At 61.5% G+C, this 15,823-nt stretch carries 17 protein-coding genes; 7 read left to right on the forward strand and 10 right to left on the reverse strand.

Annotated features, from left to right (window positions below):
- The first annotated feature begins 7 nt into the window (after nucleotides 1-7).
- A complete protein-coding gene (locus R1A29_RS17710) occupies nucleotides 8-823 on the forward strand; it encodes a gamma-carboxygeranoyl-CoA hydratase (protein WP_085712437.1) in 816 nt (271 codons plus the stop codon).
- Entirely contained in the window at nucleotides 823-2,772 is a 1,950-nt protein-coding gene (locus tag R1A29_RS17715) for an acetyl/propionyl/methylcrotonyl-CoA carboxylase subunit alpha (RefSeq protein WP_438299082.1), read from the forward strand. The genes R1A29_RS17710 and R1A29_RS17715 overlap by 1 nt, the downstream gene beginning before the upstream one ends.
- 39 nt (nucleotides 2,773-2,811) lie before the next feature.
- Here the strand turns inward: R1A29_RS17715 and R1A29_RS17720 are convergent, their stop codons facing one another.
- Nucleotides 2,812-3,468: a LexA family protein gene (locus tag R1A29_RS17720; RefSeq protein ID WP_438299083.1), complete on the reverse strand. Its 657-nt coding sequence runs from the start codon at nucleotides 3,466-3,468 to the stop codon at nucleotides 2,812-2,814.
- A gap of 129 nt (nucleotides 3,469-3,597) precedes the next feature.
- Between R1A29_RS17720 and R1A29_RS17725 the strand changes: the two genes are divergently transcribed.
- Complete coding sequence (locus tag R1A29_RS17725; protein ID WP_114884082.1) at nucleotides 3,598-3,936, forward strand: DUF6124 family protein; 339 nt, start codon at nucleotides 3,598-3,600, stop codon at nucleotides 3,934-3,936.
- A 147-nt stretch (nucleotides 3,937-4,083) separates the two neighbouring features.
- Here the strand turns inward: R1A29_RS17725 and R1A29_RS17730 are convergent, their stop codons facing one another.
- The gene (locus R1A29_RS17730) at nucleotides 4,084-4,305 is read right to left on the reverse strand and encodes a hypothetical protein (RefSeq protein ID WP_438299084.1); all 222 of its coding nucleotides are present in this window, start codon (nucleotides 4,303-4,305) and stop codon (nucleotides 4,084-4,086) included.
- 97 nt (nucleotides 4,306-4,402) lie between these two features.
- Between R1A29_RS17730 and R1A29_RS17735 the strand changes: the two genes are divergently transcribed.
- Together R1A29_RS17735 and R1A29_RS17740 are read left to right on the forward strand one after the other, a co-directional pair.
- The gene (locus R1A29_RS17735; protein WP_438299085.1) at nucleotides 4,403-5,554 is read left to right on the forward strand and encodes a M14 family metallopeptidase; all 1,152 of its coding nucleotides are present in this window, start codon (nucleotides 4,403-4,405) and stop codon (nucleotides 5,552-5,554) included.
- A gap of 148 nt (nucleotides 5,555-5,702) precedes the next feature.
- A complete protein-coding gene (locus R1A29_RS17740) occupies nucleotides 5,703-6,911 on the forward strand; it encodes an MFS transporter (RefSeq protein ID WP_438299086.1) in 1,209 nt (402 codons plus the stop codon).
- A gap of 9 nt (nucleotides 6,912-6,920) precedes the next feature.
- On the opposite strand, the gene R1A29_RS17745 is transcribed toward R1A29_RS17740, so the two are convergent.
- Complete coding sequence (locus R1A29_RS17745; protein WP_438299087.1) at nucleotides 6,921-7,466, reverse strand: cytochrome b; 546 nt, start codon at nucleotides 7,464-7,466, stop codon at nucleotides 6,921-6,923.
- A complete protein-coding gene (locus R1A29_RS17750; protein ID WP_438299088.1) occupies nucleotides 7,463-8,557 on the reverse strand; it encodes a catalase family peroxidase in 1,095 nt (364 codons plus the stop codon). Before R1A29_RS17750 ends, R1A29_RS17745 begins: the two co-directional genes overlap by 4 nt.
- A gap of 157 nt (nucleotides 8,558-8,714) precedes the next feature.
- Here R1A29_RS17750 and R1A29_RS17755 point away from each other — a divergent pair, with 157 nt between their 5' ends.
- Together R1A29_RS17755 and R1A29_RS17760 are read left to right on the forward strand one after the other, a co-directional pair.
- Complete coding sequence (locus R1A29_RS17755; RefSeq protein ID WP_119428031.1) at nucleotides 8,715-9,221, forward strand: RNA polymerase sigma factor; 507 nt, start codon at nucleotides 8,715-8,717, stop codon at nucleotides 9,219-9,221.
- Complete coding sequence (locus tag R1A29_RS17760) at nucleotides 9,218-9,970, forward strand: anti-sigma factor family protein (RefSeq protein WP_438299089.1); 753 nt, start codon at nucleotides 9,218-9,220, stop codon at nucleotides 9,968-9,970. Before R1A29_RS17755 ends, R1A29_RS17760 begins: the two co-directional genes overlap by 4 nt.
- Nucleotides 9,971-9,975: 5 nt before the next feature.
- On the opposite strand, the gene R1A29_RS17765 is transcribed toward R1A29_RS17760, so the two are convergent.
- The 6 genes from R1A29_RS17765 to R1A29_RS17790 form a co-directional block, all read right to left on the reverse strand.
- A complete protein-coding gene (locus R1A29_RS17765) occupies nucleotides 9,976-10,947 on the reverse strand; it encodes a Csu type fimbrial protein (protein WP_438299090.1) in 972 nt (323 codons plus the stop codon).
- Nucleotides 10,944-13,301: a fimbria/pilus outer membrane usher protein gene (locus tag R1A29_RS17770; RefSeq protein WP_438299091.1), complete on the reverse strand. Its 2,358-nt coding sequence runs from the start codon at nucleotides 13,299-13,301 to the stop codon at nucleotides 10,944-10,946. Before R1A29_RS17770 ends, R1A29_RS17765 begins: the two co-directional genes overlap by 4 nt.
- 108 nt (nucleotides 13,302-13,409) lie before the next feature.
- Entirely contained in the window at nucleotides 13,410-14,192 is a 783-nt protein-coding gene (locus R1A29_RS17775) for a fimbrial biogenesis chaperone (RefSeq protein WP_438299092.1), read from the reverse strand.
- A 23-nt stretch (nucleotides 14,193-14,215) separates the two neighbouring features.
- Nucleotides 14,216-14,716: a Csu type fimbrial protein gene (locus R1A29_RS17780; protein ID WP_438299093.1), complete on the reverse strand. Its 501-nt coding sequence runs from the start codon at nucleotides 14,714-14,716 to the stop codon at nucleotides 14,216-14,218.
- A 4-nt stretch (nucleotides 14,717-14,720) separates the two neighbouring features.
- Nucleotides 14,721-15,257 carry a Csu type fimbrial protein gene (locus R1A29_RS17785; RefSeq protein ID WP_438299094.1) on the reverse strand — a complete coding sequence of 179 codons (537 nt, stop codon included), beginning with the start codon at nucleotides 15,255-15,257 and terminating at the stop codon, nucleotides 14,721-14,723.
- A 19-nt stretch (nucleotides 15,258-15,276) separates the two neighbouring features.
- The gene (locus tag R1A29_RS17790; protein WP_438299095.1) at nucleotides 15,277-15,807 is read right to left on the reverse strand and encodes a Csu type fimbrial protein; all 531 of its coding nucleotides are present in this window, start codon (nucleotides 15,805-15,807) and stop codon (nucleotides 15,277-15,279) included.
- Between the last annotated feature and the right edge of the window lie 16 nt (nucleotides 15,808-15,823).

Consider the following 15,823-nt stretch of genomic DNA (forward strand, 5'->3'; position numbering starts at 1 on the left):
GAACCTCATGAGCGACTTCAACACCCTCGAATTGCAGAGCGATCCACGGGGTTTCGCGACCCTGTGGCTGAGCCGCGAAGAAAAGAACAACGCGTTCAACGCCGAGATGATCCGCGAATTGATCCTGGCGCTGGACAAGGTCGCCAGCGACGCCAGCCTGCGTTTCCTGCTGGTGCGCGGACGCGGCAAACACTTCAGTGCCGGCGCGGATCTGGCCTGGATGCAGCAATCGGCCGAACTCGATTACCACACCAACCTCGACGACGCCCGGGAACTGGCAGAGCTGATGTACAACCTCGCCAAGCTGAAAATCCCGACCGTGGCCGTGGTGCAAGGCGCGGCGTTCGGCGGTGCGCTGGGCCTGATCAGTTGCTGCGACATGGCGATTGGCGCCGACGACGCGCAGTTCTGTCTGTCGGAAGTGCGCATCGGTCTTGCGCCAGCGGTGATCAGCCCGTTCGTGGTGCAAGCCATCGGCGAGCGCGCTGCGCGGCGTTATGCGCTGACGGCCGAGCGTTTCGGCGGGCAGCGGGCGCGGGAAATCGGTTTGTTGTCCGAAAGCTATCCGGCGACCGAGCTTGAACAGAAAGTCGAACAATGGATCGACAACCTGCTGCTCAACAGCCCCGCCGCCATGCGCGCCAGCAAGGATCTGCTGCGTGAAGTCGGCAACGGCGCGCTGACGCCGGCCCTGCGTCGCTACACCGAAAATGCCATCGCCCGCATCCGCGTCAGCCCGGAAGGCCAGGAAGGTCTGCGGGCCTTTTTGCAGAAGCGCCCGCCGAGCTGGCAAGCCGCAACCACCACCAAGGAGCCGCGTTGATGAGCTCACCTGTTCTCACCACCCTGCTGGTGGCCAACCGTGGCGAAATCGCTTGCCGGGTCATGCGCACCGCCAAGGCGCTGGGCCTGACCACCGTCGCCGTGCACAGCGCCACCGACCGTGAAGCGCGGCACAGCCGTGAAGCGGATATCCGCGTCGATCTAGGCGGCAGCAAAGCGGCTGACAGCTACCTGCAAATCGACAAACTGATCGCAGCGGCCAAGGCCAGTGGCGCTCAGGCGATTCATCCGGGTTATGGCTTTCTTTCGGAGAACGCCGGTTTTGCCCGCGCCATCGAAGCGGCCGGCCTGATTTTTCTCGGCCCGCCCGCCTCCGCCATCGATGCGATGGGCAGCAAATCCGCCGCCAAGGCATTGATGGAAACTGCTGGCGTGCCACTGGTGCCGGGTTATCACGGCGAAGCTCAGGATCTGGACACCTTCCGTGATGCTTGCGAACGCATCGGTTATCCGGTGCTGCTCAAAGCCACTGCCGGCGGTGGCGGCAAGGGCATGAAGGTTGTTGAAGATGTCAGCCAATTGGCTGAAGCGTTGGCTTCGGCACAGCGTGAAGCGCAGTCGTCGTTCGGCGATTCGCGGATGCTGGTGGAGAAATACCTGCTCAAGCCGCGTCACGTGGAAATCCAGGTGTTTGCTGATCAGCATGGCAATTGCCTGTATTTGAATGAGCGCGACTGCTCGATTCAGCGCCGGCATCAGAAAGTGGTCGAAGAAGCTCCGGCACCAGGGCTGAGCCCGGAACTGCGTCGGGCGATGGGTGAAGCAGCGGTGCGTTCGGCGCAGGCCATCGGTTACGTCGGCGCCGGTACGGTGGAGTTTCTGCTGGATGCTCGCGGCGAATTCTTCTTCATGGAGATGAACACACGGCTGCAGGTCGAACACCCGGTCACCGAAGCCATCACCGGGCTCGATCTGGTGGCCTGGCAGATTCGTGTCGCCCGTGGTGAGGCGTTGCCGATCACTCAGGATCAGGTGCCATTGAACGGGCATGCGATTGAGGTTCGGTTGTATGCGGAAGATCCTTCCAATGATTTCCTGCCGGCGACCGGACGTCTGGAGCTGTATCGCGAATCCGCCGCCGGCCCGGGGCGCCGTGTGGACAGTGGCGTCGAGGAAGGCGACGAGATCTCGCCGTTCTATGACCCGATGCTCGGCAAGCTGATTGCCTGGGGCGAGGATCGTGAGCAGGCGCGTTTGCGGCTGCTGAGCATGCTCGATGAGTTCGCGATCGGCGGGTTGAAGACCAACATCAACTTTCTGCGGCGCATCATCGGCCATCCCGCATTCGCGGCGGCGGAACTGGATACCGGGTTCATTCCGCGTTATCAGGAACAGTTGCTGCCAGCGCCTGCCGCGCTGAGCGATGAGTTCTGGGATGCGGCCGCGCAGGCTTTTGCGCAGAGCTTGTCGGGGACGGCTCGGGTGGATGATCCGGCTTCGCCTTGGGCAACTCACAGTGGTTTGCGCGCAGGTTTGCCACGAGAAATCACTCTACATTTGAGCTGCGAGGGGCAGGATCGGGCGCTGACGCTCGGTGCTGGCGGCAATGCAAAACTGATCGGCGAGCAATTGGTGATCGAGCGTGATGGTTTGCGTCGACAGCTGCGGGCGATTCGTCGTGGAGAGGTTCTGTTTCTGCAATGGGACGGCGAATTGCGGCGCGTTGAAACGTACGACCCTATCAGCGCTGTCGAAGCCAGTCACAGTCATCAGGGCGGGCTGACTGCGCCGATGAACGGCAGCATCGTGCGAGTGCTGGTGGAGGCCGGGCAATCGGTTGAAGCCGGAGCACAACTGGTGGTGCTGGAAGCGATGAAGATGGAACACAGCATCCGCGCGCCCCATGCCGGCGTGATCAAGGCGCTGTATTGCCAGGAAGGCGAAATGGTCAGCGAAGGCTGTGCACTGGTCGAGCTGGAAGAGGCTTGAGAAGTGGATCGATCCTACGCCTGGCGAGGATCGATCTGACTAGTATTTGGCCGATGCCTGAACCACGACACCGATAACTCGGCACTCGTCGGTAAACAAGGTTTTCGGCCAGGTCGGATTGAGCGGCACCAGGTAACGCTGGCCGCCCTCTTCGATCAGTTTGCGGAAAATCGCCTCGTCGCTGTCCGGCCACTGGGCGATCACCAGTTTTCCGGGTTCTGCCTCCAGCGCCGGGTCCACCAGGATCATCATCCCCTCGCCGATGCTCTGCCCGGTAGGCGCGGTCATCGAATTGCCCACCACTGTGAGCCAGAACGCCGGGCCACGGGCGTGGTAATCCGTCAGTTCGAAACGTCGCTTGTCCTTGCCGCTCGAATAGGCCGGTTGGGCTTCACGGGCCTCGATAGGCGTCTTCCAATCGCTGACCGGGTAGCGGAAGTAAGGGTTGTACTTCTGCGCCAGCGGCATTTCGTCGTCCTTGTCGACTTGCGGTTCGCGGATCACCACCGCGACTTCGAGATACTCCATACCCAGCGCTTTCAGCACGCGGTTCATCTGCGTGATGCCGGGCTCACGGCGTTTGTTCAGCCAATGGCCGATACCGCCCTGAGACATGCCGACGCGCTCGCCGAGCTCGACTTGAGTGACATTGAGTTCACTCATTTTGGCCTTGACCAATTCAATCCATTTATCCATGTGCGGCACCATACGTGCCCGCCTTCGGCCGGCAAAACACATATTGTAGTATTTAAATTCTGGTCACAAATACTCTAGGTACTATTCTTGAGTCACGGATTTGAATCGACCAAGGAGTGACCTTTCACCATGAATATCACCAGCAACGACCTGCCCGACCTTCAAATGGATACCACTTTCAAGTCTCCACAGGGTTGCGCTGCCGCACAGCGGGCATTGGACTATTACTTGAAACCAGCTGTGTCAGAACAGGAAGTGGAAGAACGTTTTTTCGGCGTGAACAGTAATTTGAGTGGCGAAGAATCCCTGGTCCACGCCTCGGATTTGCTGCGATGTGCAGCGGCCACCGCATTCAAGGCTGCAGACGGCTTGCAAGGCGTCAGTCGGGATCTGGCGTTTTCGGTCGTGCACATGGTGGACATGGCACGGGCGATGGTCGATCACTCGCTGGACGGCGGTGTTCGCTGAAGACGGACAGGAAAGAATTTTCCAATCGCGCAGATAAAAACGTTTGACTTGCAAATGATAATGATTATTATTGCAAGCAACTGGTCGCGAGATCAGTCGATGGACCAGAGACCTTAGGTCGGTCTTCTGGACTATCTCCTCATCAGGCTAATCACGGTTTTTGACCCGGCTTTTTGCCGGGTCTTTTTTTGCCAGTTTTCTGGCTTGTGGCTTCAGGCTAATGAAGTCTTTGGGTGCTGCAAATTCGGTGGCGCGGATGATATCAAAAGAATATCGCTTGGCAAGGGAACCCCGTCCGCATTGGGGAAAAGTAATGCCAATTAGCACTTGAGAATCAATCGCACAGCTACTAAGCTGCACCCGCGTCATGGAAGACGCCCCCCGCCACACCCCGCAATTTCCCTCGGTTTCACCCCTGTCTTGCGTGTAAAGTAGCCGCCATAAAAATCATATTCAGGAACCGATTATGACCGTGGCCAAATCTTCGTTCGACATCAGCGCCAACTTCGACAGCGGCAACATCCAAGTCATCGACATCAGCAACCCGCTCAACCCGGTTCTGGCAATTCGGCCAGATACCCGCAGCGCCCACTTCCAGTGGTTCCACTTCAAGGCCAGCGGCCTGCATGTTCATCAGGAACACTGGTTCCGCCTGGTCAACGTCAGCCAGTCCTCCTACAACAAGGCCTGGACCGGCTATCAGGCCGTCGCTTCCTACGACCACGTCAACTGGTTCCGCATTCCGACCCAATTCGAAGGCGACAGCCTGCGCTTCTGCCTTGAAGCCGAGCAGACCCACGCCTGGTTCGCCTACTTCGAACCTTACAGCCGCGGTCGCCATGACTGGCTGATCGAGCAAGCACTGACCAAGGCCGGCACCGAACTATTGGCCACTGGCAAAAGCGTCGAAGGCCGCGACATCCAGCTGCTGCGCAAAGGCTCCGGCGCAGAAGGTCGACGCAAGATCTGGATCATCGCCCAGCAACACCCGGGTGAACACATGGCCGAATGGTTCATGGAGGGCGTGATCGAACGTCTGGAACATCACAACGATCCAGTGCTGAACAAACTGCTGGAAAGTGCCGATCTGTATCTGGTGCCGAACATGAACCCGGACGGAGCCTTCCACGGCCACCTGCGCACCAACGCAATGGGCCAGGACCTGAACCGGGCCTGGCAGAGCGCCAGTCAGGAAGTCAGCCCGGAAGTCCTTTTCGTACAGCAGCAGATGGAAAAGTACGGCGTCGATCTGTTCCTCGACGTACACGGCGACGAAGAAATTCCCCACGTATTCACCGCCGGTTGCGAAGGCAATCCGGGCTATACGCCACGGATCGAGAAACTCGAAGAGCACTTCCGCAGCCATCTGAAACACACCACCAAAGACTTCCAGACCAAGTACGGCTACACCCGCGACGAACCGGGTCAGGCCAACATGACCCTGGCCTGCAACAGCGTCGGTCAGAAATTCGACTGCCTGTCGTTGACCCTGGAAATGCCGTTCAAGGATCACGACGATGCGCCGAACCCGCTCACCGGTTGGTCGGGCCAACGCTCGAAACAACTGGGCAAGGACGTGCTGACCACCATCGCCGACATGGTCGACACCCTGCGCTGATCCCCCCTGTTTCTCGCCCCATGAAAGATCGCAGCCCTGTCTGCGATCTTTTTTTGCGCCGCACTTTTACCCAATCAGGTTGCAAAACAAAACCAGATTATCTACCGTCATTCCAGTTTCCATTTGAAACCAGAAAAGGAATCAGGACATGAACGCGCAAAATCTCGGCAGTGGTGTCGTACTGCTGTTCGCCATTGCCTGCGGCCTGGCCGTGGGCAACGTGTATTACGCGCAACCGTTGCTGGACGCCATGGCCGACGCCTTCAACCTGTCGCCCGCGAGCATCGGCATCGTCATCACGCTGACCCAGGTCGGCTACGGCGTCGGGCTGGTTTTGCTCGTGCCGCTCGGCGATCTGCTCAACCGTCGACGCTTGATTGTCACGCAAACCCTGCTGTCGGCCGCAGCATTGCTGATGATCGCCCTGGCAACTAACAGCATCTGGCTGCTGATCGGCATGACCCTGACCGGCCTGCTCGCCGTCGTTACTCAGGTGTTGGTGGCCTATGCGGCAACCCTGGCCATTCCGGCGCAACGCGGTCGTGTCGTCGGCGTGATCACCAGCGGCATCGTGGTCGGCATTTTGCTCGCACGCACCGTGGCGGGCGGGATGGCGGATCTGGCCGGTTGGCGGGCGATTTATCTGTTGTCGGCGGGGCTGACGCTGGTCATGGCGCTGTTGTTGTTTCGTGTACTGCCCAAGGACGAGAGCCCGCAACCGGCAACCTCCTACGCCGCGTTGATTACCTCGGTGTTCAGCCTGTTTCGAGAGGAAACAGTGCTGCGGCAACGGGCGATTCTGGCCCTGCTGACCTTCGCCAGTGCCATGGTCCTGTGGACGCCAATGGTTTTGCCGCTTGCCGCCCCGCCGCTTTCGCTTTCTCACAGCGAAATTGGATTGTTCGGACTGGCCGGCGCAGCTGGCGCATTGGCCGCCGCAAGAGCCGGACACTTGGCGGATCGCGGATTCGGGCAATGGGTCAGCGGCCTGTCCCTGCTGTTGATGCTCGGCTCCTGGCTGCCGATTGCATTCACCCAATCCTCATTATGGGCGCTGTTGCTCGGCGTGATCACCCTGGATCTGGGTTTGCAGGCTGTGCATGTCACCAGCCAAAGCATGATCTACAGCGTCCGCCCAGAGGCACAAAGCCGACTGACCGCCGGCTACATGCTGTTTTACTCGATTGGCAGCGCCCTGGGCTCAATCGCCTCGACAGCCATGTACGCCTGGGCAGGATGGCCGGGTGTCTGCTGGCTGGGTGCTGGAATCAACATCGTCGCGCTACTGTACTGGTGGCGAACATTGGCACCGCAAAAACGTGGCGAGCAAATGTGCTCCCTCGCCACGCCGGATTAACGTCTGCAGTCAGTTGCGATTGCGTCCCCGCAGCATGCTGTCGAGCACTTCGTCGCGACGCACCCAACCATGGAACAGCGCCGCCGCCAGGTGCAGCAGCACGGTCAGAAACAACAGATACGCCAGATAACCATGCGCCTTGCGCAACAGCGCAAACACCTGGGCATCTACCGGCAGGATCGACGGCAGTTGCAACGAATGGCCAAGCATCACCGGATCGCCCGCCGCGCTGATCATCGCCCAGCCCAGCAGTGGCAACACCAGCATCAAGGCGTACAGCAACAGGTGCGACGCCTTGGCTGCCATCACCTGCCAGCCCGGCAGATCCTCCGGCAGTGGCGGCTGACGCGTGCCCAGTCGCACCAGAATGCGCACGATCACCAGCAACAGGATCGCAATACCCAGCGGCTTGTGCAGGTTGATCAGCCATTCATGCCGCGCCGACACCGAAGTGACCATGCCGGCCCCGATGAACAACATGGCGATGATCATGAATGCCATCAGCCAGTGCAGCAGTCGCGCCAGCGGATTGAAATGCGTCGGTGGCGTTCTCATGGGCGTGCCTCCTGTTTGCCAGTGGGCAATTGACTGACTTCGCTGGTGCGACGCAGGTAGGAATCGGCGTAGCCGGCTGAACGAGCCGCGAGCAACGGGTCGTCGGAACCTTCAATCCCGGCGGGCAGGATCAGTGGGTCGTAGTTCATGTCACGGCATTCGCCACTGAGCTGCGGCTGAGTCTTTTCCAGCACAAGGGTGCCGGCGTTCAGCATTTTGCGACCGGCAGGCCAGACCTTGCTCGCGTCGTTTACCGGGTCGTCAGAATTGGCCAACGTAATGTTCAACTGAAAGCGCAGCGGCCCTTCGGCCAGACGTTGCACCAAGTCCTTTTCGAGAAAGTCGCTACCTTCCGGAGCCGTAGCGCCCGCTGTATCCTGCGCCAACGGCGCCATGCTCCAGCGTACGGCCTGCTTCTTGCCGCTGGCATCAACCAGATAGAACGCATTGATACTGTTGTAGGTTTCCGTGGCATAGCTGGCCGACGGCTTGGCCGACTTCACCCAGGTCAGGAACGGTACGGCTTCCGGGTGTGAGGCAAAGAACGCAGGGACCTTGGTCGGATCCGGTTTGCCCGTTGCCGGATCCGGCGACTGCGCCTGCTGCAACTGATAGAACGCTTCCGGGGTGCCCACCGGGAACACCGGCATGCTGTTCATCCCGGTGCGCCACTGCTGGCCGTTGGCCTGAGTGAAACGCAGCGCCAGGCTACGAATCGGTACAGCGGTGTCCGGTGCATAAGGATTACCCGCCGGCAGCGCGAACCGCCCGACTACCGGAGTACGTGGCTCATTGAACACTTGCGCGACAGAGTAAGGGCGCGCCTCGCCACTGCTTTCGAAATGGCCGATGACGCAAACACCCTTGGCGTGATTGCGACGAAACCCCGGATGCACGCCGTTATTCTTTTCCAGCACATCGACCAACGCCTTGGGCGTCAGTCGTTGCGGGTCAAAGTTACCGTGAACGTAGGCAAACGCCCCGGCCACGGCTGCGACAACCACGGCGATACCGCCGAGACGCAACACCAGGCTCGCGGCACTCAATGGCGGGCGTTGTGGGCCGCCGGGCGGTGAGCTGCGATCAACCATGAAAGACTCCAGGGCCATCGGCCACAAGTAGGAAGAATCAGCAAGACGCACGCCATCAGGATTTATTCCACGGCCCGGTATTTATTTTTCCGAACGTGGAATAACCTCGAATGCCGGGCGTCTTCCTAGTCCACAGCGTAGTGACTAGCAGAACTTCATGAGCGAATTCGACGAACAACTGAGAGAAATCATTCCCAGATTGCGGCGCTTTGCCGTGTCGTTGACGCGCAACGCCAGCAGCGCCGACGACCTGGTCCAGGCCAGCCTTGAACGTGCCCTCTCCAGTTGGGGTGACAAGCGCGCCGAGGGCGATCTGCGCGCGTGGCTGTTTTCGATCCTGTACCGCCAGTTCCTCGATGCGCACCGGCGTTCCCGGCGCTACGCCCGGATGCTCGAATTCTTCACTGGTCGTGATGACGCCGAACCCTCGGTGGAACGCACCGTCATTGCCCGATCGACCCTGCAAGCCTTCGATCGCCTGCCCACCGAACAGCGCGCCCTGTTGCTGATGGTGTCGGTGGAAGGCTTGACCTATAAGGAGGTCGCCGAGATCCTCGACGTCCCCACCGGCACCGTGATGTCGCGCCTGTCCCGCGCCCGCCAGGCTTTGCGCCAGCTCAGCGACGGCGAAATCAGCAGCCCTTCCTTGCGGATACTCAAATGATCAGCCTGCCCCCCAGTGAGCGTGATTTGCACGCCTACATCGACCACCAGCTCAGCGACGCCGACCGGCGTGTGCTGGAAAACTGGCTGGCCAGCCACCCGGAAGACGCCGCGTTGATCCGCGCCTGGCAACAGGATGCCCAGCACCTGCGCGCGGCCCTCGGTGGCGCCTTGCAACAACCGGCCAACCCGGATCTGGACCCGGCGCTGATCCGCCAGCGGCTCAAGCATCGATCACGCCGACGTTGGGCCAGCGCCGCCGTGTTGCTGATAGCGGTCAGCCTCGGCGGTGTCAGTGGCTGGCAGGCCCGGGAAATGACCCTCGTGCGCTCGATAGCGCCGATGAGCGATGCCCTGCAGGCGTACCGACTGATCGCTCAGCAAGGGATTCTGCCGGCGGACTACAAGGACGGCGGCGCAGCTGACATGCAGCGGTGGCTCGACCGCTATTTCACGCAGGCCAGCCGGCTGCCGGACCTGACGGCAGCCGGATTTCAACCGGTCAGCGGGCGCCTGCTGAGTACCGATGAAGGCCCGGCAGCGATGGTTATGTATGAGGATCAAAACGGGCACAAAGTCAGTTTCTACGTGCGCCCGCCGGGGCCGAAAAACACCTTCCTGCCAAGGGGTAGCCGTCGCGACGGGGATCTGCAGGCCGAGTACTGGTCCGGCGACGGTTACAACTACGCCATGGTCAGCCCGACCGACACCCCGGCGGCGCCGTTGCTCCAGCACACCGAGCGCTTCTGACCGGCTCAGAACCCGACATCCAGCACCACATTGTCCAGATAGGTGCCGGCGGGCGGCGTGCTCTGGTCGGTGTAGATCTTCGCGTTGTAGTTGAAGATCTGGCTGCCAGTGCCCAGACCATTGCCGGGATTGACCTCGGCATCGGTGCTGGCCCGACGTGCTGCGCCGACACTGCCCCAGCGTGTGGTGCCGGCGCTTTTGAAAATGTCGTAGGCCAGATAGTTACTGCCCGAGATCATCCGTCGCCGCCCGCCCGCACTCACTGGATTCTGCCCGTCGCCCAAACCCACGGTGTAGGCACTGCCCTTGGTGCAGGCCAGATTGATGGTCTGCCCGGTCACCGGGGTAAACGCGCTGATCACCGGAGCGCTGCCGAACGCGATGTTGGGCGCGGTGATGGTGCAATCGTTGGACACGGTCAGGTTGACCGTCAGGGTCGTGGTGCCGCTGTTGATGTCGCGACCCAGGCAGAGCCCGCCGACGCCGATGCCCGAACAGTAATTCCAGTTCCAGAAAATACTCAGGGTTTCGGTGTACACCCCGGCTGCCACGTTGCTGCCAATCGTGGTGCCGAGGTACAGCGGCACGGTTTTCGGCACCGTGCCGCCCAGCAATCCCAGCGCATCGATAATGCCGTTGCGGGCGAAGTCATAAGCCGTGCCCCGGGTCAGCGGGTAACTGGTGCTGTTGTTGGCGTAGATCGTGTAGCCGATGACGTCTCCGGTGGGCCCGAGCAAGCCGCTCTGGGTGGAGGTAATCGTGGCCCAGAAGTGATCGTTGTTGGCCAGCAGCGACAACAGCGACCCCGTACAGCTCAACCCGCCGTTGAGTGTGGAACTGGGTTGCGACGTGGTGCGCACCGCAATCGAGCTGATCGTGCCGAACGCCGCCGGCGTGGTGGTGACCACCGAACACAGCGCCTGCGCTGCCCCCGGCAGCATCAGTGCCAGCCACAGACAGAGCCGTACCCACGTCATTGACACACCAGCGGCCCGATCAGCGGGATCTGATCCTGTTGCAGGTCAACTTTGAACTGCGCCTGACAGGTCTTGCCATCGGCCAGCGTCACCCTTAGCGAGTTCTGCGCCTGCAGGTTTTCCAGGTAGACCAGCCCGTCCCAGCCCACCACCGTGCGCGTGCCACTCTCCTCATGGAGTACGCCGCTGCCCAGAGGCAATTCCTGCTGCTGCGCATCCACCAGCACGATGCTCGCGGCAATCACCCGGCTCAGCGGAAATTCCAGCAGATAGCCACTGCCACGGCGCACGGCAATGCGCTGTTCGACATTCGGGCTGCACACGTTGGCCGGCAGGTTCAACGGATCGATTTCATATTTGCCACGGTAGTAGGCGCTGCTCCATGGCACCAGCAAATGGCCGTTGCGGTCGGTCTGGCCTTCCTGCTGGTTCTCGTAACGCACCGGCACATCCGCGTAACCATCGGTGCTGACCACGACGAAGGCATCATCGATGCGATTGGCCGCGAACACTTGGTGATCCATCCACACCAGCGAACCGCTGGCGTCGGCCCAGCGGGTTTCAGCGTCCGAAGTGCCGTAGACACCGGCCTGCAATTGCACCGATTGCAGACGCCACGTCACGTCAGCCTGACGGTAATCAGGACCGTCGCCGTTGGCGTAACCGAGGTTGAAGCCCACCCCGCCCTCGGACGGTACGGCGCGGCTGTAGTTGACGCGTTGTTGAGTCTGCCCGGTCTTGCTGCGTTCGCTGCTGATGGCGAGACTGCCGCGCAGGTCGAAGGGGATCACCAATTGCGCCTGCACCGCCCAGTTGGCGTCGCCGATTTCGCGGTTGGCCGACAGGTAGAAACTGCTGTTGCGCCACAACGGCTTGCTCCAGCTCAGGTTGAGCAACCGCGTGCGGGAATCGTCCGCCGCCCGGATATCGAAATAACCGACACCCAGACTGCCCCAGCGCTCAAGGTTGAGGCTCAGGGTCGCCTGCTCGCTGCGCTTGCTGAGGCTGGTGTAAGGACTGTCGACCACCGTGAGGTCGGCGTACTGGTCGCGGCGTTGCAACCGTTGCCAGGAAAAGCTGAAGCGCTGGGCGCTGTACTGATAACCGAGGCTGTATTGCTGACCACCGTCGCCGTCGAAACGGCTCTGGCTGATCGCACTGTTGAGCACCCCGAAATTGCCCAGCCGCAGATTGCCGCCGAGGCCGCCGAGGGTCAGTGAATCGGCTGCTTCGGCGTGGCTTTCCAGCGTGAAGCTGTCGCTGATGCCATAACGCAGGCTGCCGGACGTTACACCTGGTCCGTAGCTGAAGTCCTTCAGCCCGTAATCCCGGCGCAGCGTACCGGCGCTGATCGAGAAATCGCTCAAGCCCTTCTGTAACAGGCTGCTGGTGACATAGAACGGCACGGTGGTCGATACCTGCCGACCCAGCGCATCGGTGGTCACCACCACGGCTTCGCCCGCACCGTTGATGAACGGGATGTTGGTCAGGGTGTACGGGCCCGGTTGCAAATCGGTGCTACTGGACTTGTAGCCGTTGATGAACAGGTCCACCGAGGACGGCACAGCCGCTTCACCGGCGAACTGTGGCAGCGGATAGGTCACCAGATCCGGGCGCACCGCAAAATCCCGGGAGAACTGCACGCCCCCCAGACGCACCGAACTGCTCCACGGCAAGGCGCCGCTGACCACGTCCCCCGCCTCGTAAGTCAGCATCCGCTCGTCGTCGGAGTAACGCCACGTGGTGTCGTAGCGCAGATAACCGTTGCTCAGCGTACTGACCGAATCCCCCGACAAGGTGCGCCGATACTGCCCGGTGTTGGAGAGCGTGCCCCAACTGTCGAACACCCGCACCTCGTTCCATGCCGCCAGATAAGTCCCGGCGTCATCGGTGTCGTTGAGGTACAGGTCATAGTTGAACAGCGCGCCGAAACTGCTCAGCGCCGGGGTACGTGGATAGACCTGACGATTGCCGATGAACTGCTCCGGCAGCCAGTCCGGCGGCACGTCGAGTAGCAGTCGCTGGCCGACGCTGTCGTAGTCGCTGTGCAGCCCCGGCAGACCGTCGAGATCGACTTCGGTACCGGCACTCTCGGGCAGTGTCATGCCGGTGTCGCGCAATACACTGGCCGGCAGGAACAACCGCCCGCCGCGCTGCTCCACCGCCACTACGCGTCCGGTATTCATCTGGTTGACCACCAGTTCCAGAAACAACTGTGCATCGCTGACGGCCTCCATGCCGCTGGGAGGCGGCGGCAGTTCGCCGGCCCCGGATGGATGAATGAACATCAGGCAACACGCGCCGGTGACAAGCCACAACGGACGCTGAATACGGCGAGCCCATCCCGGACCCATTAGCGTGTTTCGTCCGTCAATGGACTGGTTCCTCCTGAAACCGCTGCTGCCCGCCGGCCTGTCGCTTGCCCGGCGGCCCCGCACTACCCGGCCCGCAGGCCGAAATCCTTACTTCGACGGCGCGATGCTCTGTACCTGTGCCGCGCCATTGATCCGACCGGCCAGTTCTCCCGTGGTTGACCCCGGCGCCGGCCAGCGCATGACTGCGCCGGGCAGCACATAACCCAACAGCCCCTCCGCCAACGGCTTGCTCTGCCCGCCCTGCTTGAGCGCGACATCGGTCAGCCGCGCATGCACCGCGCCCTGGTTGCGCACTTCCACATAGGGTTTGCCGTCGACCGAGACCGTGCGCCAGCTCAATTGCGGCAGGCCGATACCCTTGGGATCACGCTGACGGGTGGTGTCCTCCTTGCTCCACAAGCCGGCACCGTAAGCAAACAGGGGCACCGAATAGCGCATCTGGAAGCGAATGGCCGCAGCCGTCTTTCCTGCATCCGCGACAGGTGGCTGGGCCGAGGGAATTTCGTCGATGATGATCCGGTAGGCCAGCTCCTGGCCGGGCGGCACGTCTTTGGTCCGGGTCAGGCGCACCAGTTGTTTCTGCCCCGGCTCGATCTTCGCCACAGGCGGACTGCCGATCACGTCACGCTGGTTCTGGTATTGCTCCTGGAAGCCGTTCTGGCTCCAGCCAAACACGCGGATCTGCAGGTTGGCGGTTTCACTGCCACGATTTTCCAGCCATAACGCACTGGCCTGCTGATCGGCTTCGAGCACCGGATCGATCGGCCAGATCAGCACCGAACTGGCCGCCTGTGCCTTGGCCGTTGCAAGTAAAACCCACATCAACATCGCGCAACGCACGAGCCATTGCCGTGACGTGATAAACCCCATACACCCGCTCCTTGTGCCTTTAATCACCACGACAGCTGCACCTGCAACACGTCGCTGTACGCCCCCCCAGGCTGATTGCCCGGCAACTGCACCTGACCGTAGATCGGCAGGCTGATGTTATTGGCGTCGCTATAAGCCACCGCCACGCTCTGACCGATGCCCAGGCTCTGGCTGTAGGCCGCGTCACGAAACAGTGCATACGCCACCTTCGCGCTGCCGCCACTGATCTGCATGCGCCGCCCGCCGCTGTTGTACTGGCCGCCATCGACCGTCATGTTCAGCGTCACCCCCGGCGTGCATTGCAACTGCACGCCACCGGTCAATGCCACTTGCACCGTGCCGGTGGCCAGGGCCGAACTCGAACCGAAATTCAGTCCGCCATAGTTCGACACGCCCCCCACCACCAGGCAGCCCGGTGTGATCGTCGCGCTGACCTGAAAGCTCTGGCTGGTCACCGCCGCCAGCGGCAACGGCACAGCCCCCGCGCACAGCAGTAGCAGCACTGCACAGCCATGCTGGTTCATGGCACTAGAACGTCAGTTCAACGGAAATCGTGTCGGTGTAAGTGCCCGCCGGCAGGCCGGCCTTGCCCACCGCCTGACCGTAGATGTTCACCGTTTGCGCCACGCCGGTACTGGCGGCGAGGTTGATCACGCCGTCGATAGCCAGCAATTGCGAGTGCCCAGCATCGGTGTACAGGTCGTAGGGCACGTAGTTGGCAACACCGTCGTAAAGCGCACGGGTACCGCCAGGCGACAACCCGTCGTGGGCGCCGGCCCGCACCTTGACCGACGGCGTGGTGCCGGCCGAGCAGAGAATCGACAACGCCCCGCCACCGCCGCCCAGCACTTGCCCGGTCGCGGTGGTGAACAGGCTGTTGGCTGTGCCGAAGTTCAGGGCACCGAAGTTCAGGCCTGTGGAACCGCCGGAACCGTTGACCTGGCAACTGCTGATCAGGATCAGGCTGGAAGTGATCTGACCGGTGACCGTGGTAGCGGCATTGGCGCTGGTGGCCAGCGTCAGGCCGAGCAACGACAAACCTATCCTTGATGCAATCGTACCCATGGTGTCCTTCCTCTACGGTTTACCAATCGAGCGTCACCGTCAGGGTGTCGGTATAGACACCGGCCGGTACCGCACGGGTGTTCGCCACCACCGAGCCAAATACCGGGATGGGTATCTGCGCGCCGCTGGTGACAGCGAAATTGTGTTGTTGGCCGATGCTGTAGCTCTGGCTGACCGAGGCATCGAGAAACAGTTGATAGGGGATGGTCTGGCGACCGTTGCTCAGGCGACGGGTATTGCCGTCGCCATGAGTGCCGCCGTCGATGCTCACGGTGAAACCGGTCACCGAAGGGTTGCAGGCCACGTTGAGCCTGCCGCTGCTGTCGTTGGCCAGGCTGGCCTTGATGGGGGCGTTCCAGGTCGGGCCCTGCTGGCCGAAATCGAGTTTGCCGAAATCCCCCACCGGGCTGGCGGGGCTGGATGTATTGGTCACTTCGCAGCCGGCGATCAGGGTCAACCGAGCGTGAATCTGCCCGTTGATGGCCGCCTGGGCATCCTCGGTGAGCAACAATGCGCCTGCGGTGATGACCAGCCAGTGCTTGCCTGTCATTGCATCCCTACTCCTT

This window comes from Pseudomonas sp. NMS19W (assembly GCF_051554255.1).
GTDB classification, from domain to species: Bacteria; Pseudomonadota; Gammaproteobacteria; order Pseudomonadales; family Pseudomonadaceae; genus Aquipseudomonas; species Aquipseudomonas kribbensis.

Bases quoted from the DNA above. Each gene is read 5' to 3' on its own strand.
- R1A29_RS17710 (WP_085712437.1), top strand. From the start codon at position 8: ATGAGCGACTTCAACACCCTCGAATTGCAGAGCGATCCACGGGGTTTC.
- R1A29_RS17715 (WP_438299082.1), top strand. From the start codon at position 823: ATGAGCTCACCTGTTCTCACCACCCTGCTGGTGGCCAACCGTGGCGAA.
- R1A29_RS17720 (WP_438299083.1), bottom strand. From the start codon at position 3,468: ATGGATAAATGGATTGAATTGGTCAAGGCCAAAATGAGTGAACTCAAT.
- R1A29_RS17725 (WP_114884082.1), top strand. From the start codon at position 3,598: ATGAATATCACCAGCAACGACCTGCCCGACCTTCAAATGGATACCACT.
- R1A29_RS17730 (WP_438299084.1), bottom strand. From the start codon at position 4,305: ATGACGCGGGTGCAGCTTAGTAGCTGTGCGATTGATTCTCAAGTGCTA.
- R1A29_RS17735 (WP_438299085.1), top strand. From the start codon at position 4,403: ATGACCGTGGCCAAATCTTCGTTCGACATCAGCGCCAACTTCGACAGC.
- R1A29_RS17740 (WP_438299086.1), top strand. From the start codon at position 5,703: ATGAACGCGCAAAATCTCGGCAGTGGTGTCGTACTGCTGTTCGCCATT.
- R1A29_RS17745 (WP_438299087.1), bottom strand. From the start codon at position 7,466: ATGAGAACGCCACCGACGCATTTCAATCCGCTGGCGCGACTGCTGCAC.
- R1A29_RS17750 (WP_438299088.1), bottom strand. From the start codon at position 8,557: ATGGTTGATCGCAGCTCACCGCCCGGCGGCCCACAACGCCCGCCATTG.
- R1A29_RS17755 (WP_119428031.1), top strand. From the start codon at position 8,715: ATGAGCGAATTCGACGAACAACTGAGAGAAATCATTCCCAGATTGCGG.
- R1A29_RS17760 (WP_438299089.1), top strand. From the start codon at position 9,218: ATGATCAGCCTGCCCCCCAGTGAGCGTGATTTGCACGCCTACATCGAC.
- R1A29_RS17765 (WP_438299090.1), bottom strand. From the start codon at position 10,947: ATGACGTGGGTACGGCTCTGTCTGTGGCTGGCACTGATGCTGCCGGGG.
- R1A29_RS17770 (WP_438299091.1), bottom strand. From the start codon at position 13,301: ATGGGTCCGGGATGGGCTCGCCGTATTCAGCGTCCGTTGTGGCTTGTC.
- R1A29_RS17775 (WP_438299092.1), bottom strand. From the start codon at position 14,192: ATGGGGTTTATCACGTCACGGCAATGGCTCGTGCGTTGCGCGATGTTG.
- R1A29_RS17780 (WP_438299093.1), bottom strand. From the start codon at position 14,716: ATGAACCAGCATGGCTGTGCAGTGCTGCTACTGCTGTGCGCGGGGGCT.
- R1A29_RS17785 (WP_438299094.1), bottom strand. From the start codon at position 15,257: ATGGGTACGATTGCATCAAGGATAGGTTTGTCGTTGCTCGGCCTGACG.
- R1A29_RS17790 (WP_438299095.1), bottom strand. From the start codon at position 15,807: ATGACAGGCAAGCACTGGCTGGTCATCACCGCAGGCGCATTGTTGCTC.